Here is a 22,269-nt window from a genome sequence, read left to right as displayed (position 1 = left end):
GCGGGGTTCGTTCTTTCCGATACCGGGGGTGTGTATGGCAGTCGTAGTGGGTGTGCACGGGATCGCCCAACAACAGCTCGGGCGCAAGCAGTTGCTGGCCGCCTGGGGCCCCGCTCTCGAGGACGGCCTGGAGGCCGCCGCCGGAACGCCCGTCGGGGAGCCGCCGTTCGACCTCGCCTACTACGGGCGTCTGTTCCTCGGCACCCCTGACGGCAAGAAGGGCGGCACCGATCCGAACGACCTGGCAGACCTCCCGGCGGACGAGCTGACAGAGCTCGCTCAGGTGGGCGCGGAAGCGGCGGGCGACGAGGCGCTGCGAGCGGTGGAGGGGGCGGCGGCCAAGGGCTACACCCGCGTCCCGACCGTGCTGCAGCTGGTCTGCCGGGCGCTGGACTGGCGTTACGGTCCCGGAGCGGCGCTGTTGTTCGTCGGCGCGTTCCGCCAGGTCCGCCGCTATCTGCGCGACGGCGCGCTCAAGACGGCCGTCGACCGGATCGTCGACGCCGCGGTGACGGCCGACACCCGCGTTCTGGTCGGGCATTCCCTCGGCTCGGTCGTCGCCTTCGAGGTCGTACGTCGCCGTCCCGAGCGCCGGATCGACCTGCTGCTGACGCTCGGATCGCCGTTGGGGGCCCGGTTCGTGCGGGCCCTGATGCCCGACCCCGCCCTCGGGTCGGCGGGGCTGCCGGCCAACGTAGGCGCGTGGGTCAACGTACGGGATCCCCACGACCCGGTCGCGTTCGCCGGCAGCCTGGAGCGTTACTGGCCCGGGCTGCGGGACGTGACCGTGGACAACGAGGGCGACGCGCACGCGGCCCCCCGGTATCTGGGCAAGGGACGGACCGGTGCCGCGCTGCTCGCCGTACTGCCGGAGCTGGCGCGGTGAGCGCGTCGTCGGGGTCCGGGATCCGGCGCCGTCATTTCGTGGCCATCGCGACCGGCGAGTACGACGACCCCGTGTTCAAGCCGCTGGCGGTGGGTGCCGAGGTGCGAGCGCTGGCCGAGTGGCTGTGCTCGCGGGACCTGAAAACCCTGCCCTTCGTCCACGCGCATCCGGAACTGGCGAAGAACCCGACCAAACAGGCCGTGCGCGACGCGCTGGAGGATCCACCGCCGCGCGGGCGCTGGCGGGAGGCGGACGCGGCGGTCGTGTTCGTCACCGGTCACGGCGTCGTCCGGGACGGGGTCCACTGGACGGTGCTGCAGGCCAGCGAGTCGGACCGGCTCGCGGCGACCGCGCTGCGCACGGTCGACCTGATCATGTGGCTGAAGGACACCCGGATCCGGTACCTGTTCCTGATCCTCGACCAGTGCTTCGCCGGGGCGACCCTGCGTGAGGTGGCCGCGTTCGAGAAGGACCTGCCCGAGACCTGGCTGGTGCTCCCCAGTGCCACCCGCGACCAGGAGGCCGTGGAGGGCGCGCTGACCGAAGCGGTGACCGAGTTCCTGGCGGAGCTGCGGTCACGGGAAGGGGAGCAGTATGCGGGGCGGCTGTATCCGCTGCTGGACGTGCAGGTCTTCCTGGAAGGGGTGGCGGCCAAGCTCGGCCCCGGTCAGCGCCTGCTCCCGCTGCACGGCAGCCAGCTGTCCGGCATGCACCCGTGTCTGCCCAACCCGCACTACCGTCCGCCGGACAGCGCCCCCGTCCAGGTCCAGCGCAGCGACCTGGCGCTGCCGCAGCAGGACCTGGAGACGCACTGGGAGCCGCGTTCCCGTGGCGTGGCCCACGCCGGGGAGGCCGGGTGGCTGTTCACCGGCCGGGACCAGCTGCTGCGCGACCTGATCGCCGCCACGTCCGACGGTGCGGGGGCGACCGTGGTCACCGGAGGCGCGGGCAGCGGCAAGTCCGCCGCGCTGGCCTGGCTGGTGACCTTCAGCGACCCGGTCTTCCGCGCACGTCACCATGACAAGCTCGCCGCCGTCCCCACCGATCTGAGGCCCGCGGAGGGAGCGGTGGACGTGGCGGTGCTGGCCACGGGGAAGACCGCCGCCGACATCATCGCGCAGCTCGCCACCGCGCTCGGTGTACCGGCACCGGCCGCGGCGGCCGCGAGGCCGTCGGCCGCGGAGTGGATCGACGCCTGGCAGCAGTGGCTCGGCACACGCGGCAGGCCGGTCACCGTCGTGGTGGACGCGTTGGACGAGGCCGACAGCCCCGCCACCGTCCTCACCGCGGTCCTGAGCCGGCTCGACCCCGGCCGGGACCGGGTCCGGCTGCTGGTGGGCGTGCGCTCCCCCGGCGGCGACGACGGCACCTCTCCCGATGTGCGTCCCACCCGGGGCATCCCTCTCGCCGACCAGGCCGAACGCGCCCTGGCGGCACACCGCGTCCGCGTCGACGAGGCTCCTTGGTGGAATCAGCGCGATCTCGAGGAGTACGCCTGCCGCGTCCTGACCGGTCATCCCGGCAGCCCGTACATCCCGGCCACGCCCGAGGCGGCCGGATCCGTGGCGCGGGCACTGGCCGCGCGGGCCGGCACCTCGTTCCTGATCACCCGCATCACCGCCGCCAACCTCGCCCGTCGCCCCGCCGTCGTCGATCCCGACGACCGGTCCTGGCTCACGGCCGTGGACGACGGCGTCCTGGGTGTGTTCCGCGCCGATCTGCACACCCACCGCCAGGACCCCGAGGACCGCCTCAAGGCCGTCCATCTGCTGCGAGCGGTCGCCTTCGCCCGCGGCCGCGGAATCCCCTGGCGCCGCATCTGGCCGGTGTTCGCCAACGCCATCGCCGACGACCCCGACCGCTCCTACGGCGACACCGACATCGCCGATCTGCTCGCCTCGCCCCTCGGCGGCTACCTCACCGCGGACACCGCCGACGGCACCACCGTCTACCGCCTCTTCCACGACGCCCTCGGCGTCACCCTCCGCGACCACTGGCGCGACCTCCTGGCGACACCAAGGGTCCCGTGAACGGGCGAGCTTCCCTCACTCGCGCTCGCGCATATGCCTGCGGTCACGGCACGAAACCGCTATGAACAGCTACATGACGCAGACGACATCCACTCCCGTCCACTGGAAACTCGTCATCGACGCCGGTGACCCGCACGCGCAGGCCGACTTCTGGGCCGCCGCGCTGCACTACGAGGTCGAGGACAACAGCGCGCTCATCGAGAGGCTGCTGGGCTTCGGCGCGGTACCCGCCGAGCTCACCGTCGAGTCGCACGGCCGCCGCGCCTGGCGGGACCTGGTCGCCGTACGGCATCCCGAGGACCCGTACGACAAGGAGAGCGGGACCGGGCTGGGGCGGCGGCTGCTGTTCCAGCGCGTGCCGGAGGCGAAGACGGTGAAGAACCGGCTCCATCTCGACCTGCATCCGGGTGAGGGGCGGCGCGCGGCGGAGGTGGAGCGACTGTCGAAGCTGGGCGCGAGCGTGCTGCGGGAGGTGAAGGAACCCGGGGGCGAGTGGGTGGTGATGACGGATCCGGAGGGGAACGAGTTCTGCGTGCACTGAGCACAGGGCACTCCCCGCTCCGCTATGCGAACAACGCTGACCGGATTGCGCTCTTGACGGAACGTCAACCTCAGCTTCACCATCGGGCACCCCATTCGCTGTGGAATCCCTGTGGACTCAGGGATTCCCAAGGAATTCGGAGCCCCCCACATGAAGCTCTCGGTTCCCGGACGCGCCACGGCCACCGCCGTCGTCGCGGCCGTCTCGCTCGTGGCCGGCGGGTCCATAGCCGGCGCGGCCCCCGCCGCCGGGCCCGCCTCAGCCCCCGTGTCCAAGCCCGCGGTGGCCGCCGCGCCCGACATCCCCGTGGCCAACGTCAAGTCGCATCTGACGCAGTTGCAGTCCATCGCCACCGCCAACGGCGGCAACCGCGCGCACGGCCGTGCCGGTTACAAGGCCTCGCTCGACTACGTGAAGGCCAAGCTGGACGCCGCCGGATACACCACCGCGATCCAGCAGTTCACGGCATCCGGCCGCACCGGCTACAACCTGATCGCCGACTGGCCCGGCGGGGACACGAACCAGGTCGTCATGGCGGGCTCCCACCTCGACAGCGTCTCCTCCGGCGCCGGCATCAACGACAACGGGTCCGGCTCGGCGGCCGTCCTGGAGACCGCGCTGGCCGTGGCGCGCGCGAACCTGAAGCCCACCAAGCACCTGCGGTTCGCCTGGTGGGGCGCGGAGGAAGTGGGCCTGGTGGGCTCCCGGTACTACGTCAACAACCTCTCCTCGGCGAACCGTTCGCGGATCGCCGGCTATCTCAACTTCGACATGATCGGCTCGCCGAACCCCGGCTACTTCGTCTACGACGACGACCCGGCCATCGAGAAGACCTTCAAGGACTACTTCACCGGCCTCGGCGTCCCGACGGAGATCGAGACGGAGGGCGACGGCCGCTCCGACCACGCGCCGTTCAAGAGCGCGGGCGTGCCTGTGGGCGGGCTGTTCACGGGCGCGAGCCGTGCGAAGTCCTCGGCGCAGGCGGCCAAATGGGGCGGTACGGCGGGGCAGGCCTTCGACCGCTGTTACCACTCCTCCTGCGACACGACCGCCAATATCAACGACACCGCCCTGAACCGGAACAGCGACGCGATCGCGCACGCGGTGTGGGAGCTGGCGGAATAACAGCCGTCAACTGCTGGTGCGGGCACGTTCGGTGAGCCGGTCCATGCGGGCGCGGGCCGACTCCAGCTGCTCGATGTCGTCGGCGGCCGGGCCGTCCTCGCCCGTGAGCTCGGTCCACAGGCCGATCAGGGCGTGGCCGAGTTCCAGGCCGTGCGCGGGGTCGCGTACGGCGCGCCAGGCGGTGGCCGCGCTCTGGATGTTGCCGTACGCCGCCTCCTCGTCCCGGGAGCGGCGGCAGGTGCGGGCGAGGTCGAGGGAGAGGTGGAAGGCGCGGACCGGATCGCCCGCCAAGTAGGCGATGTAGGCCGTGAGTTCACCCAGCCGGAGCACCTCGGGGTGCTCCGGCCCGAGCGTCTGTGAGGCCTCGGCCACGGTCCGCTCCGCCAGCTCCGCCGCGGTGTCCGTCCGCCCGGCCCGGACGGCCTCGTTGATCCGCGTCATCGGCTCCGCGAGGAGGGCGGTGCCGTCCACCGGCGGATCGCCCCCGAGTACGGCTTCGGCGACGGCGTCGAAGCCCCGGGGCGGGGTCGGCTTCGGGTCGGGGTCGAGCTCCTCCAGGACAGCGGCCGGCTCCGGCTCGGCGCCCATCATCGGCGGCGGCCCGAACTCCCCCGTCGGAGAGGCGACCGTACCGGGCGCCTGTCCCTGCGACGGCTCGGGCAACGCCCGCAGGACAAAGGTCGACGGCGGGGAGTCGTCGCCCGGCCCCGACTCGGGCACGGACCGCATGGGGAAGGTGGGGACGGCGTCCCGCACGGGCTCCGACAGGGGCCGCAGAAGATGCGTGGGCCGGTCGCGGGCGGCGGCCTGTGCCTGTGCCTCCGGCGGCGCTACGGCCTCGGCCGCGGGGGTGTCGGGGGGCGCGGGCCAGTAGGGCTCCTCCGGCGTGGACGATGACGGTGTCGGCGTCGGCGTCGGCGTCGGCGTCGGCGTCGGCGTCGGCGTCGGCGGTGCCTGCATGTGCGGCCCCTCCGAAGCACCCCCGGCGACCTCACCCAACTCCCCCAACTCCCCCAACTCCCCCGGCTCCCCCGGCTCCCCCGGCTGAGCCATCCGTACCGGATCCGCCGTGAAGTGGCTGGAGCCGTCCGGGTTGATCCGGAGGGGGACCACCCAGCCGATGCGCTCGTCGTGGACCGTGGCGTCGATGGCGTGGCCGGTGGCGAGGGCGATGTGGTGGAGGTGGTTCAGGACGGTCCGCTGGAGCTCCTCGCCGGGCACGGCGACGACCGGTACGCCGCCGACGGACGCGCCGCCCACCCCCGGACCGGCCACCGGCACCAGAACGTCGATCGGCGCCATCGCGGGGGCGGCCGCGCGCTGGTGGTCCCGCTTCTTGTCGCGGCTGAGTCGAGACATCGGTTCCCTCACTCGGATGCGTCGGGGAGTGGCCGGACGACGCGTTCGGGTTCCATGGTGCTCCCTCCCGCCGTCGGGCTCGCGCCCCGCGGCGTCCACATCCGGTCGTACACGTACTCACGTACTGTCGAGTCTCTCCGCTCGCCCACGGTTCTCACGTCACTGTGACGTCACAGGCTTGTGCCAGGGACTCGCACCTTGTCACGGCCCCGCCCGGGATTCCGTGATCATCGGAGGCAGATCATCGGAGGCACATGACAGGAAGGAGCGCGGGCATGCGGACGGACGTGACCCAAGGACCCGAGATCTGGATCCGGGGACCGGTGGCCGTGTCGGAGCCGGTACCGCCCGAGCCCGCCCACGCCTCCGCCACACCCCGGAGCTACTCCTTCGTCGGCACGCACGGCGGCGCCGGCACCTCCACCCTCGCCACGGTCTACGGCGGCCATGACTGCGGAAGCGACTGGCCGGGCCCCGCCGCCCCGAGGTCGGTGCTGCTCGTCGCCCGTACCCACGCGACCGGGCTGCGGGCCGCTCTGCACGCGCTGGAGATGTTCCGGCGCGGCCAGGCTCCGCCCGGGCTCGACCTCGATGCCGTCGTACTGGTCGCGGACGCGCCCGGCCGGCTGCCGCGTCCGCTCGCCCAGCAGATCAAGGTGATCGAGTCGGCGATCGACGTGTACCGCGTGCCCTGGGTGCAGGCCTGGCGGCTGGGCGATCTGAGCGGGACCCCGCCGCGCGAGACCCAGGCGCTGGCCCGCCTGACCGCATCACCCGGACGGTCCAGCTGAGCGACCGGCCGAGTCCTCGGCGGCTTACCGGCGTTGCCGCCCTCTCCGCCGGGGAGACCGCCGCCGCCGTACGGTCGCGCGCGCTGCGGGCCGTCGAGGTGGTCGCGGCGGCGCTGGAGCGGATCGAGCGGGTCGAACCGGCCCTGTGTGCGTTCGTCGAGGTGTGGGGCGAGGCGGCGCTGCGGCGGGCGGCTGACGTGGACGCGCGGATCACCGCGGGCGAGTCGCTTCCGCTGGCCGGGGTTCCGATCGGGGTGAAGGGGCGGCACGGGCTGCGATCGGCCGCTCCGCTGCTGGCCGCCGGATGTGTGGCGGTGGGCGCCACATCCGTCCCCGGCCCCGGAACGACCTGGCAGACCTGGGGACTTGGCGCGCACGGCCGTACCGTCAACCCGTGGCGGGCGGACCGTACGCCGGGCGGTTCCTCTGCCGGGTCCGCGGCGGCCGTGGCAGCGGGGCTGGTGCCGCTCGCGACCGGGAGCGACGGGGCGGGGTCGGTGCGGATCCCGGCGGCGTGGTGCGGTGTGGTCGGGCTGAAGGTCACGAACGGACGGCTGCCCACAGCCGACCGTACGGGCCTCACGGCGCCCGGCGTCCTCACCCGCCACGCCTCGGACGCGGCGGCGTATTGGCGGGTGGTGTCGGCGGCGGAGGATGCGGCGAGTCCCGGGGACACGGCAGGGAAGCGCGACCCGCTGCCCCCGAATACCGGGGACACGGCGGGGAGCCGCGACCCACTGCCCCCGAGTACCGGGCCCGCGGCGGGGAAGCGCCACCCACTGCCCCCGACCGCCGTCTGGTCCCCCGACCTCGGCTTCGCCGACCCCGACCCGGAGGTCGTCGCGGTGGCTCGTGCGGCGGCCGTGCGGCTCGCGGACGCCGGTGCCGTACGGCTCGTACGGCCACGCACCGCCCTCCGGCTCGAAGACCCGGCGCCCGCCTGGCTCGCGCTGCGCACGCCCGGCGCGGACCTAGGGCCTGTGTCGAAAGTGGCGCCTGCCGGGCGGCGCCTGGCACGCTCCCCCACTGCCTTAAGGGCGTGGGAGGTGCCCCCACTCGCCGCACCGGGCGAAAGCCCAAGTACATCCGGTCCATCGACGGGGCCTTCCGCCCGGCACGCCGAGAGCACGCACCAGACGCCGCCCGGCCCGCCCTACGGGCGGACGACGCCACTTTCGACACAGGCCCTAGCGCACGCCCACCTCATCCGAGCCACGAACGACCGGCGACTGTCCGGCCTTTTCGCCGACGCCCAGCTGCTCCTGACGCCGACGACGCCCACCGCCCCGCACGGCCACCAAGGCCCGGGCGACCGCTACTCCACGGCACTGACCTGGGCGTTCAACCTGAGCGGGCACCCGGCGATCAGTGTCCCGGCGGGATTCGGGCCCGACGGCTGCCCGGTGGGGCTCCAGCTGGTGGCGCCGCACGGGCGGGAGGATCTGCTGCTTCGGACGATCGGCGGCACCACGCCCGACTGATTGCCCAGGTGATTGCCCAGATGATTGCCCTGATTGCATGCGTGTGCATATGATGCAGGCGCACGAAGATGCTGCACGCCGACTATCTGGGGGATCCCATGGCCCGCCGCTTCCTGTTCGTCCTGGGCAGCAGCCGCACCGAGAGCAATACCGAGATGCTGGCCCGCAGGGCCGCCGAGCAGCTCCCCGCGGATGCCGAGCAGCAGTGGATCCACCTCGCCGAGCACCCGCTGCCCGAGTTCGAGGACCTGCGGCACGACAGCGACCACGTCCGCCCGACGGAGGGCACCACCGCGCTGCTGCTCGACGCGACGCTCGCGGCGACGGACATCGTGATCGCCTCGCCGTTGTACTGGTACTCGGTGTCCGCCCCCACCAAGCGCTACCTCGACTTCTGGTCGGGCTGGCTGCGCACGCCCGGCCTGGACTTCAAGGCCACCCTGGCCGGGCGCACGCTGTGGGGCGTCACCGTGCTCGCGCACCAGGAGTCCGAGGTGGCCGATCCGCTGGTCGGCACGCTCAACAACTCGGCCGCGTACATGGGAATGCGCTTCGGCGGGGTGCTGCTCGGCAACGGCAGCAAGCCCGGTGACGTACTGAGGGACACCGAGGCGCTGGCGCGCGCGAAGACGTTCTTCGCGCGGGAGGCACCGCCGGCACGTTTCCCCTACGAGGCCGAGTGAGCGCGGCTCAGGAGGAGACGTCCTTCGCCGTGAAGCGCGCCCAGGCCGCCGAGCCGAACACCGCCGCGTACAGGGCCTGGAGGCCGAGGTTCTTCACCAGGTCGTCCCAGTACACCGGTTCGCGCATGAGGTCGGCGAAGGACAGCCAGTAGTGGGAGAAGAAGTACGGCTGGATCGCGTGGAGTTGGGGGATCTGGTCGAGGATCTGGATGGTGATCAGCAGGCCGACCGTGGTCGCCATCGCCGCGATGCCGCTGTTGGTCAAGGTGGAGACGAACAGACCGAGGGCCGCGACGCCGATCAGTGACGCGGCGACGACCAGGGCGATCAGGAAGGCGCGGCCCAGGCCCTCGGTGAAACTGATCTGCGTGCCGGAGATGGTCGTCAGGTCGCCGAGTGGGAAGAGCAGCGCGCCGACCGTCAGGGCCGAGACCGCGACCACGAGGGTGGCCAGCAGACAGAAGGCCAGCACGGTCGCGTACTTGGTGAGCAGCAGGCGGGTGCGCCCGGCGGGGGCGACCAGGAGGTAGCGCAGAGTGCCCGCGTTCGCCTCGCCGGCGATCGCGTCGCCCGCGATGACGCCGATCGCCATCGGCAGGAAGAAGGGGAGCGTCGCGGCGAGCGCGGTGAAGACGAGGAACAGGCCGTTGTTGGTGATCTGCGAGATGAAGGCCGGACCCCCGCCGCCCCCGCCGCCGGGCGACGAGCCGTCACCGGTCTCGATCTTCACGGCGATCCCGACCAGGATCGGCACGGCGGCCAGCACGCCCAGCAGGGCGAGGGTGCGCCAGCGCCGGAAGGTGGTCAGCAGTTCGTTGCGGAGGAGTCCGAGGGTCCACACCAGCCGTGGAGCACGGGCGGTTCCGGCCTGTACGACCCGCTCAGCCTGTACCGCCGTCTCAGCCCGCGACATCGAAGCCCTCCCCCGTCAGCGCCACGAACGCGTCCTCCAGGGAGGCCCGCTCGACCCCGAAGCCACGGACACGCACGCCCGCCGTCACCAACGCGGCGTTCACATCGGCGAGATCGCCGTCCGGTGGCTCGGCGCTCACCCGGTCCTCGGTGATCACGACGTCCGAAGCGCCCTGCTCCTTCAGCACCCGCGCCGCGTCCGCCGCGTCCGGAGTCGTCACGACCAGCCGGCCACGGGCCCCCGCCGCCAGGTCCGCCACCGCGCCCTGCGTGATCAGCCGCCCCTGGGCCATCACGGCGGCGTGCGTGCACGCCTGCTCGATCTCGTCGAGCAGGTGGGAGGAGAGGAAGACGGTGGTGCCGTCGGAGGCCAGCTCCCTGATGAGCGCGCGTATTTCGCGCATGCCCTGCGGGTCCAGGCCATTGGTCGGCTCGTCGAGGACGAGCAGCTTGCGCGGCTGGAGCAGCGCGGCGGCCAGCCCCAGCCTCTGCTTCATGCCCAGCGAGTACGCCTTCGTCTTCTTTCCGGCGGCTGCCGCGAGGCCCACCCGGTCCAGCGCCGCCGCGACGCGGGTGCGCCGGGTGCGCGGGTCGGCGGTCGGGTCGGCGGCGTCGTACCGGATCAGGTTGTCGCGGCCGGAGAGGAAGCCGTAGAGGGCGGGCCCCTCGATCAGCGCGCCCACGTGCGGCAGCACAGTGCGCGCCGAGCGGGGCATGGGCCGGCTCAGCACGCGGGCCGAGCCGGAGGTGGGCTCGATGAGCCCCATCAGCATGCGGATGGTGGTGGTCTTGCCCGAGCCGTTCGGACCGAGGAAGCCGAAGACGCTGCCCGCCGGGACGGTCAGGTCGAGACCGTCGACGGCGAGCTGCCCGCCGCGGTAGCGCTTGGTCAGCGCGCGGGTGGCGATGACGCTGTCGTCATCGGTGCCTCCCGCGCCCCGCGGATCCGGCTCCGTGGCGGACGGTTCGCCCATCGGCTTCCTCTGGCTTCCTCGATGCGTCGTACGCGTACGGCATTCACCGTACGTGCGTACGGTGCCTACTTCCCGGCGTTCGCCGCCTTCACGAGGGCGTCCTTGTCGACCGCGCCGACGTAGACCTTGCCGTCGTCCGTCATCAGGGCGTTGACCAGACGGGTCTTGAAGACCGTGCCCGAGCCGAACTTGCCGGTCACCTTGTCGCCGAGCGAGTCGAGGAAGCCGCCGAGGTCGCCGCCGGCCTCGGCGCCGGAGGGCATGCCCTGGCCGCCGGTGTCGAAGGTGGCCACGGAGTTCCAGCCCTTGCCTATGACCTTCAGGCCCTCGAGGCCCTTGCCGAGGTCCTCCTCGGACTTCTCAGGCGCCCGGCCGTGCTCGCCGTGTTCGATTTTCTCGCCCTCGGTGATCTTCGCGCCCTTGGGCGGGGTGAAGTCGAAGGCGGACGCGGCCGGCTTGGCGAAGCTGACCTGGGTGAAGCCCGCGTCCACGACGGCGGCGCCGCCGCTCGCCGGGGTGAGCGTGAACTTCAGCGGCGTTCCGGTCTTGGAGTCCACGGCCACGGTGATCTGGCCGACCGTGGAGCCGGAGTCCTTCGGCTTGATGACGAGCCGGTAGGCGTCCCGGCCCGCGACCTGCGCGGTGCCGTCGACGGTCACGGACGTGGTGTCGTCGACCGCCTTCAGGGCCTCCTCGGCCATGTCCTTGGGCGTGGCCGGGACGTCCTGCTTGTCCTTCGCTTCCTTGCCGGCGCTCTCGGACGAGGTCGCGTGGTAGACCTCGTTCGACTTGCTGTCGTAGCCCCAGACGTCCTTGCCGTTGTGGATCAGGCTGTACTCGGAGGCGTTCTCCAGCAGCGAGAGCTTCTGCTTGTCGGGGCCGTCGGCCGCGACGCGCACGGTGTGCGTGCCGGACGCGAGCTCGGTGAGCTTCGAGGACGGGTCGGCGGAGGAGCCGTCCGATCCCTTGCCCGACTCCATGGCGCCGGAGGCGAAGCTGCTCTCCAGTCCGCCGAGGTCGGGCAGACCCAGATCCGTGCTGATCTTCACCGTGCCGGACAGCTGCTGTACGTCCGACGCGGCGATCTTCTCGATGAGTTCCTGTGCGCTGATCTTCGGCAGGTCCGGGTCGCCGGAGTCGGCGAGCGCGGGGACGAGCCCGATGGTCGCCGCGGCCACCCCCACCACCGCGACCGGGACGACGTACCGCGCGGCCTTGCGCCGACCCGTGTACCGGTCGTCGACCTCCTCCGCGGCGGTCGTGCTGTCTTCGGTTTCGAACGGTGCCATGTGTGCCTTACCTCCGTCGTCGGCGGCGGCTGTCAACTCCCCTGCGTCCACCCCGTAGCCGCCATTCTCACCCGAATCGGTGAGGAGTGGTGTTTTCCGTGATGTCCATCTGACCAAATCTTCCGGGAAGATTCGTCAGACCCCGGGCTCAACTCCGTGTACACCTGCGGTATGACACAGGGCGGCGGCGCCTGCTCCGACCCGTAGGGGTTGGGGGAGGCGCCGCCTGCCGTAGAGGTCACTCAGCGACGACTCAGCTGCCCACGAACACGTAGTCCGCCTGGTACGGCACGCCGACGATCGCGCCCGGCGAGCAGGAGCCGGCCGGGGCGACGCCGCCGACGGTGTTCAGCCGCAGGATCTCCGCGGTGCCGGCGAGCAGGCCGCGCTGCTTGCCGGACTGGGTGGCCCTGAGGTCCAGCTCGGGGATGTTCCCGTCCCCGTTGGGGGTCCTGGAGATGACCGCCCCGGTGACCGCGCTGCCGTCGGGCGCGATCCACTGCGGGGTACCGGAGTTGGGCTCGACGAAGGAGTGCGCGATACGGCCGGCGAGTACGGCGCTCACGTCACGCTGAGCGAAGGCGTGGCCGCCGCCCTCGGCGGGCTTGCACTCGTAGATCTGCTTGCCCTTGACGACAGTGGCCTGGAAGTTGTCGAGCGCGTCGCGGAAGTCGAAGGAGGCGACGGTGACTTTGTGAAGCTGCCCGCGGACGGCTCCGCCCGGGAACTCGGCGGTGTGGAGGTTGGCATAGAAGGAGCCGGGGTCGGTTTTGAGCGCGTCGAGCAGCGCCGTGTCCTTGACCTTGACGGTCCCGGTGACGCTGTGGCCCTTGCCCCTGCTGCCGAACAGCTTGGTGAAGTCGATCTTGACGCCGCCGTTGGCGCCCTTGGCGCCCTGGTGGATGTGGAGGGCGGTCGGCTTGTCGGTGCCGCGCCAATCGACGGCGACGGACACCTTGTCGCCGTCGACCTTGACGAACTGGAGTGCGACACCGTCGCGGTCCCCCGCGGCCGGCCCGCCCTCCACGGGTACCTCGTTGGCGCCCCTGAGGCTGGCGGCGAGGAGGGTGCCGGTGTCTTCGGTGGCGGTGGCGGCGGACGCGGGAATCGTGGTGGCGGCGATGCCGCCGACGGTGGTCAGGACGACGGCGGCGGTGATCAGGGTCTTACGGCGTGTCGACAACGTCGTGTTCATGCCCATGATGATGTTTTCTTCCCGTAGGACAGCTGACAGCCCCTGCGTCAGCTTCTGGGCATGCATACGAGATGATCTTGGCTTGAATTCAATCCAGACCTGTGATGTGCGCCACGCATGAGCACTCGGGTGGGTCAGCCCGCCCGATGCACCACCGCATCGCACAACTCCATCAGCGCCACCTTCGCGTCACACTCGCGCAGCGGAGCCAACGCCGCCCGCGCGTCCTCCGCGTACCGCACCGTGTCCCGCCGCGCCTGCTCCAGGGCGGGATGCGCCCGCAGCGCGGTCAACGCCTCGGCATGCCGCGCGTCGTCGCTCAGGTCGGAGTCCAGCAGCTCGCACAGCGCGATGTCCTCGGCCAGCCCCAGCCGCGCCGCCCGCTCCCGCAGCCGCAGCACGGGAAGGGTCGGGATGCCCTCGCGCAGGTCCGTCCCCGGCGTCTTCCCGGACTCCTGGGAGTCGGACGCGATGTCCAGCACGTCGTCCGCCAGCTGGAAGGCGACGCCGAGCCGCTCGCCGTACTGCGTCAGGACGTCCACCACCGTCTCGTCGGTGCCGGACATCATCGCCCCGAACCGGCACGACACGGCCACCAGCGACCCCGTCTTGCCGGCGAGCACGTCCAGGTAGTGCTCGACCGGGTCGCGCCCGTCCGTCGGCCCCGCCGTCTCCAGGATCTGTCCGGTGACCAGCCGTTCGAACGCCTCCGCCTGGACCCGCACCGCTTCCGGCCCGAGGTCGGCCAGGATGTGCGAGGCCCGGGCGAACAGGAAGTCACCCGTGAGGACGGCGACCGAGTTGCCCCAGCGGGCGTTCGCGCTGGGCACCCCGCGCCGCACTTCCGCCTCGTCCATGACGTCGTCGTGATACAGCGTCGCCAGGTGCGTCAGCTCCACCACGACCGCCGACGGAACGATCCCGGGCGCATACGGATCCCCGAACTGGGCAGAGAGCATCACAAGCAGCGGCCGGAACCGCTTTCCACCCGCCCGCACCAGATGCTGGGCGGCCTCCGTGATGAAAGGGACCTCACTCTTGGTGGCTTCGAGCAATCCCTCCTCGACAGCCGCCAACCCGGCCTGGACATCGGCTTCCAGAGCCTGGTCCCGCACGCTCAGCCCGAACGGCCCGACGACGGTCACGAGGGGTCTCCTGTCTGCTGGTGTCTACTGGCGATTACACGGCTTGTCGATAGGTCGCTGACATCACTCAAGTCAGCGTATCCGGTCAAGTTTCGATCACCGATAGCGCCCGCCGGTCCAGCTCGGGCGGTATCGGATCACTCCCGGTATATTTTTGATCACCCGATAAGAACTGATATGTACCGACTTACACGGAAGCAGTAGCGCGTGTCCTGAATCGGCACCGACGCCACGCCCGACAGCCGACCGCCGCACCCCGAGGACGACCACGCCTTCTTCGGCCAGCCCACAGGCCTGCTCACCTTCTCCGGTCTCGAGGCCTGGGAACGGCTCTCGTTCCTCGGCATGCAGGCCATCCTCGTCCTCTGCTTCGCCGACACGGTCACCCACGGCGGCCCGGGCATGTCGGCCGGAACCCCCGCCTCGGTGCCCACCGCCACCATGACCTGGATGGCCCTGCCGACGAGCGGACACGACGGCGGCACCTGCCTCATGTCGGCCACGACCAAGCTCGCCCCGGCCGCCTTCTCCAGCACCCAGCCCGCCTGCTTCGGCGTCAACGGCGCGATCGCGGTGGCGGCGGGCCGGGCGGTCATCGCCGCGGCACCGTGGCTGCGGCGCACCATGCACCCCGCCCACCGAGGTCATCGAGATGAGCCTGCACATCCGTACGTCCTTCCCCTACGAGACGACCCACGAGGAGCCTCACCGACTGGACCGCGCCCCGCGACTGGCAACGCCATCCCTGGTACGCGGGCCACGGTTACGCCTCCGTCCGGGTTGACGTGCGCGGGCACGGCAACCGCGAGGGCATGCCGACGGACGAGTACTCGACGACGGAGCCGGCCGACGGGGGCCCGCAGATCGCGGCCCTCGCGCCCGAGCCGCTCAAACGGACTTTCCCCTCTCGAACGAGGTGATTTGCGCGGCCGGTGACAAGGTGGCCTTCCATCGGACCTGGGAGACGTGGATCCCACGGACGCCCGGTTGACAATGAGTTGGGCTCATTGCCCGATTTGCCGCTCTTGCGGATTCCCGTGAGTTGAGTCACTCGCACCCTCTCATGGCTCCACCTCACCGCACCCGCGCTTCCCCTTGCGTCGCGCACGAGTTGAGGCTTGGCAGCAGCAAAGGATCAAGTGCCGCATTCGCCTCCTACCAAGGTCAAAAGGCATGACATGCGAGTCCGCCACTTGTTCCTGGCGTGTGCTCTCGCATACGTTCCCGGCCTGTCGGGCGGACGCCGAATCCTGCCGCCGCCCGGACCGAGACTCATCGACGAAGACACTCGCACGGCAGGAGCGGGGGAACCAGGTAAGTCGCCGGGCCGGACGACGCACGTCGCACCGGAACGGCTAGGGGTGAAGTCGCATCGCCACAAGGCGGCGCGGCCGGGCAACTCCCGCCCGAACCCGACAGCTCACCTCGTAGGCGCCGGAGAGGAACAGCGCCATGGCCGCAGGTAAGCACCGCCGTCCCCGAACCAGCCCGCTCATCCGAGGCGTCATCGCCGCCGGAACCGGGACCGCCGCCCTCGCCCTCCCGCTCCTGGGCGCGACCGCCGCCAGCGCCGCACAGCCGGCCAAGGCCCCCACCACCGCGCAGGCCGCACAGCAGGTCAAGTCCGTCACGTACACCACGGTCAAGGGCGACACGCTCTACGGCATCGCGGAGCGATACGACACCCCCGGCGGCTGGCGACAGCTCTACAAGGACAACCGCAAGGCCATCGGCGACGACCCCAGGCTGATCCACGCGGGTCTCGAGCTGACGGTCAGGACGACGAAGAAGGCGAGCACGGCGGGCAAGACCGCCGACAAGGCCTCCGCGCCCGCCGAGAAGCCCGCCCAGTCCGTCGCCAAGGTCACCCAGGCCTCCGCCAAGACGTACGCCAACAACCTCGACGGCTGGATCCGTCAGGCGATGGACATCATGGCGCAGAAGGGAATCCCCGGCTCGTACGAGGGCATTCACCGCAACATCATGCGTGAGTCGTCCGGCAACCCGATGGCCATCAACAACTGGGACTCCAACGCCGCGAAGGGCACCCCCTCCAAGGGGCTCCTCCAGACGATCGACCCGACGTTCAACGCGTACCACGTGGCCGGCACGTCCTTCGACCCGTACGACCCGGTCGCGAACATCGCCGCCGCCTGCAACTACGCGGCCGCGCGGTACGGCTCGATCGACAACGTCTTCGGCGCGTACTAGGGCCTGTTGCGAAAGTCCCGTCGTCCGCCCGGAGGGCGGGCCACGCGGCGTCCGGTGCGTGCTCTCGGCGTGCCGGGCGCAAGCCCTCGTACTGGATGTACTTGGGCTTGTGCCCGGTGCGGCGAGAGCGCGTGCCGGGCGTCGCGGGGCAGGCGGGACTTTCGCAACAGGCCCTAGGACCCGTCCGGCCGGCGGTGCTGTTCACCTGACCGAACAGCACCGCCGGCCTACCGGCGGAAGAGCCCCTCCAGGACGACGGCGATGCCGTCCTCCTCGTTCGACAGGGTGACCTCGTCGGCCACGGCCTTGAGTTCGGGGTGGGCGTTGGCCATGGCGACGCCGTGGGCGGCCCAGTCGAACATGGGGATGTCATTGGGCATGTCCCCGAAGGCGATGGTCTGCCCGGGTCCCAGTCCGAGGTGTTCGGCGGCCAGGGCCAGCCCCGTCGCCTTGGTGATGCCGCATGGCTGGAGTTCGACGGTCCCGGGGCCCGACATGGTGACCGTGGCGAGGGAACCGACCACTCCGCGCGCCGTCGCCGCCAACTCGTCGTCGGACAGGTCGGGATGGCGCAGCAGGACCTTGCTGATGGGCGCGGACCACAGGTCGTCGCGCCGGCCGACCCGTACGGCGGGCAGGGTCGGGTGGGGCATCAGATAGCCGGGCTCGATGAGCGTGAGGCCGTCGACGCCGTCCTGGTCGACGGCCGCGTACACCTGCCCCACCTCGGCCTCGATCTTGCCGAGCGCGGTCTCGGCCAACTCCCGGTCCAGGGTGACCGACCACAGCAGACGGTCCGCGCCGGCGTCGTACACCTGCGCGCCCTGCCCGCACACCGCGAGCCCCTCGCTGCCCAGGTCGTCGAGGAGCGGCCGCACTCGGGGCGCCGGTCGGCCCGTCACCACGAGGTGCTGGGCACCGGCCGCCGACACCCGCGCCAGCGCGGCGAGCGACCGATCGGAGAGCGTGTCGTCGCCTCGGAGCAGTGACCCGTCCAGGTCGGTGGCGATGAGTGAATATGCGGTGGGTGCGGCCATGATCAGAGAATACGGATGGAACGCCCCACCGACTCGACGGGAACCGGACGGCTGTTTCCTTCACATGCGTTGACGGCTGCTCCGGTTACCCGCTCATGCGGAGTCCCGCACCACCAGCTCCGTCGGCAGTATCACCCCGGCCGTGTCCTCGCCCGCGATCTGGGTGAGCAGCATGCGGACCATCTCGGCGCTGATGCGGTCGAAGGGCTGTCGCATGGTGGTGAGGGCCGGGGTGATGGCCGTGGCGGCGGGTGAGTCGTCGAAACCGCCGACAGCGATGTCATCGGGGACCGAACGCCCGGCCTGCTGAAGGGTGTTGACGACGCCCAGCGCCATCAGGTCGGACGCCACGAACACGGCGTCCATGTCGGGAGCCTGCTCCAGCAGCCGACGGGCGGCCCGCTCGCCGCCGGCGCGGCGGTAGTCACCCTCCACCACCAGCGCCGGGTCGTAGGGCATCCCCGCCTCGATGAGCACATCGCGGTAGCCCGCCAGGCGGTCCGTGCCGCCCGGCATGTCCAGCGGACCGGTGACCATGCCGATGCGGCGGCGGCCGCCGGCGATCAGATGGCGGACCATCTCCTGGGCGCCGTCGCGGTCGGCGGCCGCCACGTAGCTGACCCTGGAACCGAGCCCGAGCGGCTTGCCGCAGGCCACCAACGGGATGCCGGCGTCCCGCAGTTCGGCGGCCACCGGGTCGCCGCTGTGGCTGGAGACCAGCAGCACGCCGTCGACATGACCCGAAGTGATGTACCGGGTCAGCCGGCGCCGGTCGTCGTCGCTGGCCGCCAGCATCAGCAGCAGCGGGACGTCGTGCTGCGCGAGGTGCTCGGTGCAGCCGCGCAGCAGCACGTTGAAGTTGGGGTCCTCGAAGAACTTCTCCTGTGGCTCCGTCAACAAGAAGGCCACCGAGTCCGAACGTCCCGTGCTCAGGCTGCGGGCATGTCGGTTGACGACGTACCCCGTCTTCCTGATGGCGGCCTCCACGGCCCGGCGGGCGGCCGGCGAGACGTAGCGGCCGCCGTTCAGGAAGCGGGAGACGGTGCCCCGCGACACACCCGCCTCCCGCGCCACGTCGTGGATGGTGGGCGGTTTGCGGCGTCCGTTCGCGCTGGTGGTCATGTTCCTCGTTCGTGACAGTTCATACGGTCCATCAGTCCATGCGTATCTCAGGACTTGACCGAGCCGCTCAACAGATCCAGGGACCAGAACCGCTGGATCACCAGGAAGAGCGCGATCAGCGGGACGATCGCCAGCAGGCATCCGGTGATGACCAGGGTGTAGAGGGCGGGCTGCGAGGCGCCCTGGGCGAGCAGGGTGTAGAGCCCGAGGGTGAGCGGGAACTTGGTGTCGTCGGCCAGCATCACGTACGGCAGCAGGAAGTTGTTCCAGATGGCGACGAACTGGAAGAGGAACACCGTGATCAGGCCCGGCATCATCATCGGCACCGCGATCCGGGAGAAGATCCGCCACTCGCTCGCGCCGTCCATCCGGGCGGCCTCCAGGAGTTCGGCGGGCACGGCGGCGGCCGCGTAGATGCGGACCAGGTAGACGCCGTACGGGGAGAGGATCGACGGCAGCAGCATCGACCAGTACGAGTCGGCCATGCCCATCTTCGACAGCAGCAGGTACTGCGGTACGGCCAGCACGATGCTCGGCACCAGCACGCCGGCCAGGATCATCTTGAAGATGAACTCCCGCCCGCGGAAGGCGAACCGGCCGAGCGCGTAGCCGCCGGCGGCCGACACCGCGGCGGACAGGATGGCGCCGAGGCCCGCGTAGAAGGCGGAGTTGGCCATCCACTGCCAGTAGATGCCGTCCCGGTAGGAGGTCAGGTCGCCCAGGTTGCCGAAGAAGCCGGTGCCGGGGGTGAAGCTGAAGGTGGAGAACAGCTCCGACCGGTCCTTGGTCGCCGCGATGACCACCCAGGCGATGGGGATCAGGCAGTACAGCGCGCCGAGGATCAGTACGAGGGTGGGGACCCAGGCGACGCGCCGCGCACGGGTCCTGCCGGTGGCGTCGGCGGTGAGGGTGAGGGGGGTCATGCCCGGTCCTCCCGGGTGTAGCGGTCGGAGATGCGCAGCATGGTGAAGGAGAGGACGAACGTGGCCAGGGCCAGGACGACCGCGGTGGCGGAGGCGCCGTAGATGTCGGACTTCAGGAAGGCGCTGTCGTAGATGGCCATCAGCGGGCTCCACGTGCTCTGCAGGTTGTTCGTGAGCGGCTTCAGGGCCATGGGCTCGGTGAACACCTGCAGGGTGGCGATCACCGAGAAGAAGAAGGTGAGCACCAGCGAGGGCATGACGATCGGGATCTTGATCCGGAGGGCGATCTTGAGGTCGGACGCCCCGTCGATCCGCGCCGCCTCGTAGATGTCCGGCGGGATGGCCCGCAGCGCGGTGTAGATGACGATCATGTTGAAGCCGGTGCCGCCCCAGACCGCGATGTTCGCGAAGGAGAGGTAGAGGTTGCCGCCGTCGAAGAGGTCCGGCTGCGGCAGGCCGAACTTGTCCAGCAGGTAGTAGAAGGGGCTGACGTCCGGCAGGTAGAGGAAGCCCCACATCAGGGCGGCGATGATGCCGGGCACGGCATACGGCAGGAAGATCGCGAGCCGTGCGAAGGGCGCGCTGCGCGCCTTGGGGGTGTCCAGCATGAGCGCGAAGATCAGCGCCAGGCCCAGCATCGTCGGGATGACGATGAGGCCGTAGCCGAAGGCGCGCAGCACGCTGTGCCCGAACTCGGAGTCCTGGAGTACGGCCGTGTAGTTGCCGAAGCCGTTCCAGACCTCCTCGCGGGCGCCCTTGCCGAGTCCGATGCCCTTGACCTTGACCTTGTGCAGGCTGAGCCAGATCGCGTACCCGATCGGGACGAGGGTGAAGGCGGCGAACAGGGCCAGTGTGGGCACCAGGAACCAGTACGGTGCGCTGCGGCCTCGGCGGCTGGCGCGGCTGGGGCGGACGGACTGGGCGGTGCCGGTGCCGTCCGCCAAGGGCCCGACCGCGGTGCGGTCGGCGCCCTTGAGCGGAGTGCTGGTCATGCCTCGGTCACCTCGAAGCCCTGCTTCTTCATGTCGTCGAAGGTCTTGGACTGCATGGTGCTGAGGGCGGAGGCGAACTGGGCCTCCTTCTTCGCCTTGGTGGCCTTGCCGAAGCCGTCCTGGAAGGTGGTGTAGGCGGTCTGGACGTTCGGGCCCCAGGCGGAGGCGGCCGTGGTCGCGGCGATCTCGGCGGCCGTGGTGTAGAAGTCCTTCTGGTTCGGGAAGAACGCGGGCGTGGCGAGCACGTCGCCGGTCTGGCCCTTCGTGGCGGCCGGGTAGACGGCGACCTCCTTGACCAGGGCGGCCAGCGCCTGAGGGTCGGTGTTGATCCAGCGGACGAACTTGGCCGCGGCCTCGGCGTGCTTCGAGTCGCTGGAGACGCCGGTGGAGGAGCCGCCCCAGCTGCCGGTGACGTTGTCGCCCGCCTTCCACTGCGGCAGCGGGGCCATGCGCCACTTGCCCTGGGTGTCGGGGGCGGAGGAGACCAGCACGCCGGGCGCCCACACGGCGGAGACCCAGGCGAGGTGGGTGCCCTTGTTCAGGGCGTTGTTCCAGGCCGGGGTGTACATCGGCTGGTTGTCGATGACGCCCTCCTGGACCAGGCCGCCCCAGAACTCGGCGACCTTCTTCGTCGCGGCGTCGTCGATGCCGACGGTCCACTTGCCGCTGCCGTCGACGGTCCACCACTTGGCGCCGGCCTGCTGGGCGAGGCCCGCGAACAGGCCCGGGTCGTTGGAGGAGAAGGTGGTCAGGTAGGCGTCCGGGACGGCTTTCTTGGCGGCGCGGGCGACCTCCGCGAACTCCGTCCACGTCTTGGGGACGCTGAGTCCGTGCTCCTTGAACAGGTCTTCGCGGTAGTAGAACATCAGCGGCGCGGAGTCCTGCGGCACACCGTAGACGGCGTCGGTGCCGAGGGTGACCATCTCCCACAGGCCTTCGGAGAACTCGGACTTGACGTCGCCGACGTACTTCGAGATGTCCGCGAGCACGTCGTTGGAGACCAGGGTCGGCAGGGACTGGTACTCGGCCTGGACGAGGTCGGGGGCGTTGCCGGCCTTCTTCGCGGTGATCAGCTTGGAGACGATCTCACCGCCGCTGGCCTGCTTCGAGACGGTGACCGTGATGTCCGGGTTCTTCTTGTTCCAGATCGCGGCGACCTTCTCCATGTTCGGCGCCCACGACCAGTAGGTCAGCTTGACCGGGCCGCTGCTCTCGCCGGAGTCTTCGTCGTCGGAACCGCCGCAGGCGGCGAGGGTGCTGGTGATGCCGAGGGCGGCGGCCCCGGCGAGAATGCTGCGCCTGCTGATCTGGCGGCGGTGGATCGACATCTTCATCTCCCCTGACTTGGACGAGCCGACCTCGTCGACGTCCCGCGTACGCGGCAACCGCCGTGGGGGGAGGTTCTGCGGACGTGACCGAGGGGCTGGGCGCGAGGGCCGCGCGGCTCTGTGATCGTGCACAGTAGAGAATTGTTTCGGCCCCTTGTCAATGGCGGAGGGCTGGGGTTACCTACTTGTTGCTCATGGATGTCGGCGGTATCCCGTACTGTGCACGATCACAGAAACCGGCGTCA

General features: G+C 70.7%; 19 protein-coding genes, 2 pseudogenes and 1 riboswitch. Of the genes and pseudogenes, 10 read left to right on the top strand and 11 right to left on the bottom strand.

Features of this window, described 5'->3' with window-relative positions; translation table 11 throughout:
* The first annotated feature begins 34 nt into the window (after positions 1-34).
* The 4 genes from Q4V64_RS30870 to Q4V64_RS30855 all read left to right on the top strand — a co-directional run bounded on the left by Q4V64_RS30870 (position 35) and on the right by Q4V64_RS30855 (position 4,582).
* Positions 35-886, top strand: a complete 852-nt coding sequence (locus Q4V64_RS30870) for a hypothetical protein (protein WP_124439957.1) — start codon at positions 35-37, stop codon at positions 884-886.
* A 38-nt stretch (positions 887-924) separates the two neighbouring features.
* Entirely contained in the window at positions 925-2,916 is a 1,992-nt protein-coding gene (locus Q4V64_RS30865; RefSeq protein ID WP_124439958.1) for an ATP-binding protein, read from the top strand.
* 73 nt (positions 2,917-2,989) lie between these two features.
* Complete coding sequence (locus Q4V64_RS30860; protein ID WP_124439959.1) at positions 2,990-3,457, top strand: VOC family protein; 468 nt, start codon at positions 2,990-2,992, stop codon at positions 3,455-3,457.
* Positions 3,458-3,607: 150 nt separating this feature from the next.
* Entirely contained in the window at positions 3,608-4,582 is a 975-nt protein-coding gene (locus tag Q4V64_RS30855) for a M28 family metallopeptidase (RefSeq protein WP_124439960.1), read from the top strand.
* A gap of 6 nt (positions 4,583-4,588) precedes the next feature.
* Here the strand turns inward: Q4V64_RS30855 and Q4V64_RS30850 are convergent, their stop codons facing one another.
* Positions 4,589-5,941 carry a tetratricopeptide repeat protein gene (locus Q4V64_RS30850; protein ID WP_124439961.1) on the bottom strand — a complete coding sequence of 451 codons (1,353 nt, stop codon included), beginning with the start codon at positions 5,939-5,941 and terminating at the stop codon, positions 4,589-4,591.
* Between the two features lie 275 nt (positions 5,942-6,216).
* On the opposite strand from Q4V64_RS30850, the gene Q4V64_RS30845 reads away from it, so the two are divergent.
* The 3 genes from Q4V64_RS30845 to Q4V64_RS30835 all read left to right on the top strand — a co-directional run bounded on the left by Q4V64_RS30845 (position 6,217) and on the right by Q4V64_RS30835 (position 8,896).
* Positions 6,217-6,732, top strand: a complete 516-nt coding sequence (locus tag Q4V64_RS30845) for a DUF6668 family protein (RefSeq protein WP_124439962.1) — start codon at positions 6,217-6,219, stop codon at positions 6,730-6,732.
* A 98-nt stretch (positions 6,733-6,830) separates the two neighbouring features.
* Entirely contained in the window at positions 6,831-8,213 is a 1,383-nt protein-coding gene (locus Q4V64_RS30840; protein WP_253266934.1) for an amidase family protein, read from the top strand.
* A 98-nt stretch (positions 8,214-8,311) separates the two neighbouring features.
* Positions 8,312-8,896 carry an NAD(P)H-dependent oxidoreductase gene (locus Q4V64_RS30835; protein ID WP_124439980.1) on the top strand — a complete coding sequence of 195 codons (585 nt, stop codon included), beginning with the start codon at positions 8,312-8,314 and terminating at the stop codon, positions 8,894-8,896.
* 7 nt (positions 8,897-8,903) lie between these two features.
* Here Q4V64_RS30835 and Q4V64_RS30830 read toward each other — a convergent pair whose 3' ends face one another.
* The 5 genes from Q4V64_RS30830 to Q4V64_RS30810 form a co-directional block, all read right to left on the bottom strand.
* Positions 8,904-9,809 (bottom strand): ABC transporter permease, encoded by a 906-nt coding sequence (locus Q4V64_RS30830; RefSeq protein ID WP_124439963.1) that lies wholly within the window; start codon positions 9,807-9,809, stop codon positions 8,904-8,906.
* Positions 9,796-10,782: an ABC transporter ATP-binding protein gene (locus Q4V64_RS30825; RefSeq protein WP_124439964.1), complete on the bottom strand. Its 987-nt coding sequence runs from the start codon at positions 10,780-10,782 to the stop codon at positions 9,796-9,798. The genes Q4V64_RS30830 and Q4V64_RS30825 overlap by 14 nt, the downstream gene beginning before the upstream one ends.
* A 65-nt stretch (positions 10,783-10,847) precedes the next feature.
* Complete coding sequence (locus Q4V64_RS30820; RefSeq protein ID WP_124439965.1) at positions 10,848-12,071, bottom strand: DUF2092 domain-containing protein; 1,224 nt, start codon at positions 12,069-12,071, stop codon at positions 10,848-10,850.
* Positions 12,072-12,324: 253 nt separating this feature from the next.
* On the bottom strand, positions 12,325-13,266 hold the full coding sequence (locus tag Q4V64_RS30815; protein WP_253266935.1) for a CHRD domain-containing protein: 942 nt from the start codon (positions 13,264-13,266) through the stop codon (positions 12,325-12,327).
* 134 nt (positions 13,267-13,400) lie between these two features.
* Positions 13,401-14,411, bottom strand: a complete 1,011-nt coding sequence (locus Q4V64_RS30810) for a polyprenyl synthetase family protein (protein WP_124439967.1) — start codon at positions 14,409-14,411, stop codon at positions 13,401-13,403.
* 177 nt (positions 14,412-14,588) lie between these two features.
* Here Q4V64_RS30810 and Q4V64_RS55345 point away from each other — a divergent pair.
* From Q4V64_RS55345 to Q4V64_RS30795, 3 genes and pseudogenes are all read left to right on the top strand, one after another.
* Positions 14,589-14,840, top strand: a pseudogene (locus Q4V64_RS55345) (hypothetical protein); the annotation flags it as partial.
* Positions 14,841-15,069: 229 nt separating this feature from the next.
* Positions 15,070-15,265 (top strand): annotated as a pseudogene (locus Q4V64_RS55340) (CocE/NonD family hydrolase); the annotation flags it as partial.
* Between the two features lie 412 nt (positions 15,266-15,677).
* Positions 15,678-15,858, top strand: a riboswitch (cyclic di-AMP (ydaO/yuaA leader).
* A 5-nt stretch (positions 15,859-15,863) separates the two neighbouring features.
* Positions 15,864-16,622 carry a LysM peptidoglycan-binding domain-containing protein gene (locus tag Q4V64_RS30795; RefSeq protein ID WP_124439968.1) on the top strand — a complete coding sequence of 253 codons (759 nt, stop codon included), beginning with the start codon at positions 15,864-15,866 and terminating at the stop codon, positions 16,620-16,622.
* A gap of 227 nt (positions 16,623-16,849) precedes the next feature.
* Here Q4V64_RS30795 and Q4V64_RS30790 read toward each other — a convergent pair whose 3' ends face one another.
* From Q4V64_RS30790 to Q4V64_RS30770, 5 genes are all read right to left on the bottom strand, one after another.
* Positions 16,850-17,659, bottom strand: coding sequence for an HAD family hydrolase (locus tag Q4V64_RS30790; protein ID WP_124439969.1), 810 nt, complete (start codon positions 17,657-17,659; stop codon positions 16,850-16,852).
* A gap of 93 nt (positions 17,660-17,752) precedes the next feature.
* The gene (locus Q4V64_RS30785) at positions 17,753-18,781 is read right to left on the bottom strand and encodes a LacI family DNA-binding transcriptional regulator (RefSeq protein WP_124439970.1); all 1,029 of its coding nucleotides are present in this window, start codon (positions 18,779-18,781) and stop codon (positions 17,753-17,755) included.
* A 47-nt stretch (positions 18,782-18,828) separates the two neighbouring features.
* Entirely contained in the window at positions 18,829-19,704 is an 876-nt protein-coding gene (locus tag Q4V64_RS30780) for a carbohydrate ABC transporter permease (protein WP_124439971.1), read from the bottom strand.
* Entirely contained in the window at positions 19,701-20,696 is a 996-nt protein-coding gene (locus tag Q4V64_RS30775; RefSeq protein WP_172629183.1) for a sugar ABC transporter permease, read from the bottom strand. Before Q4V64_RS30775 ends, Q4V64_RS30780 begins: the two co-directional genes overlap by 4 nt.
* Positions 20,693-22,030, bottom strand: a complete 1,338-nt coding sequence (locus Q4V64_RS30770; protein WP_124439972.1) for a sugar ABC transporter substrate-binding protein — start codon at positions 22,028-22,030, stop codon at positions 20,693-20,695. The genes Q4V64_RS30775 and Q4V64_RS30770 overlap by 4 nt, the downstream gene beginning before the upstream one ends.
* Between the last annotated feature and the right edge of the window lie 239 nt (positions 22,031-22,269).

This window comes from Streptomyces sp. NL15-2K, from assembly GCF_030551255.1.
In the GTDB taxonomy this organism is placed as follows: domain Bacteria; phylum Actinomycetota; class Actinomycetes; order Streptomycetales; family Streptomycetaceae; genus Streptomyces.
Note: the sequence above shows the minus strand (reverse complement) of the source record. Positions and strands in the feature narration are given on the sequence as shown.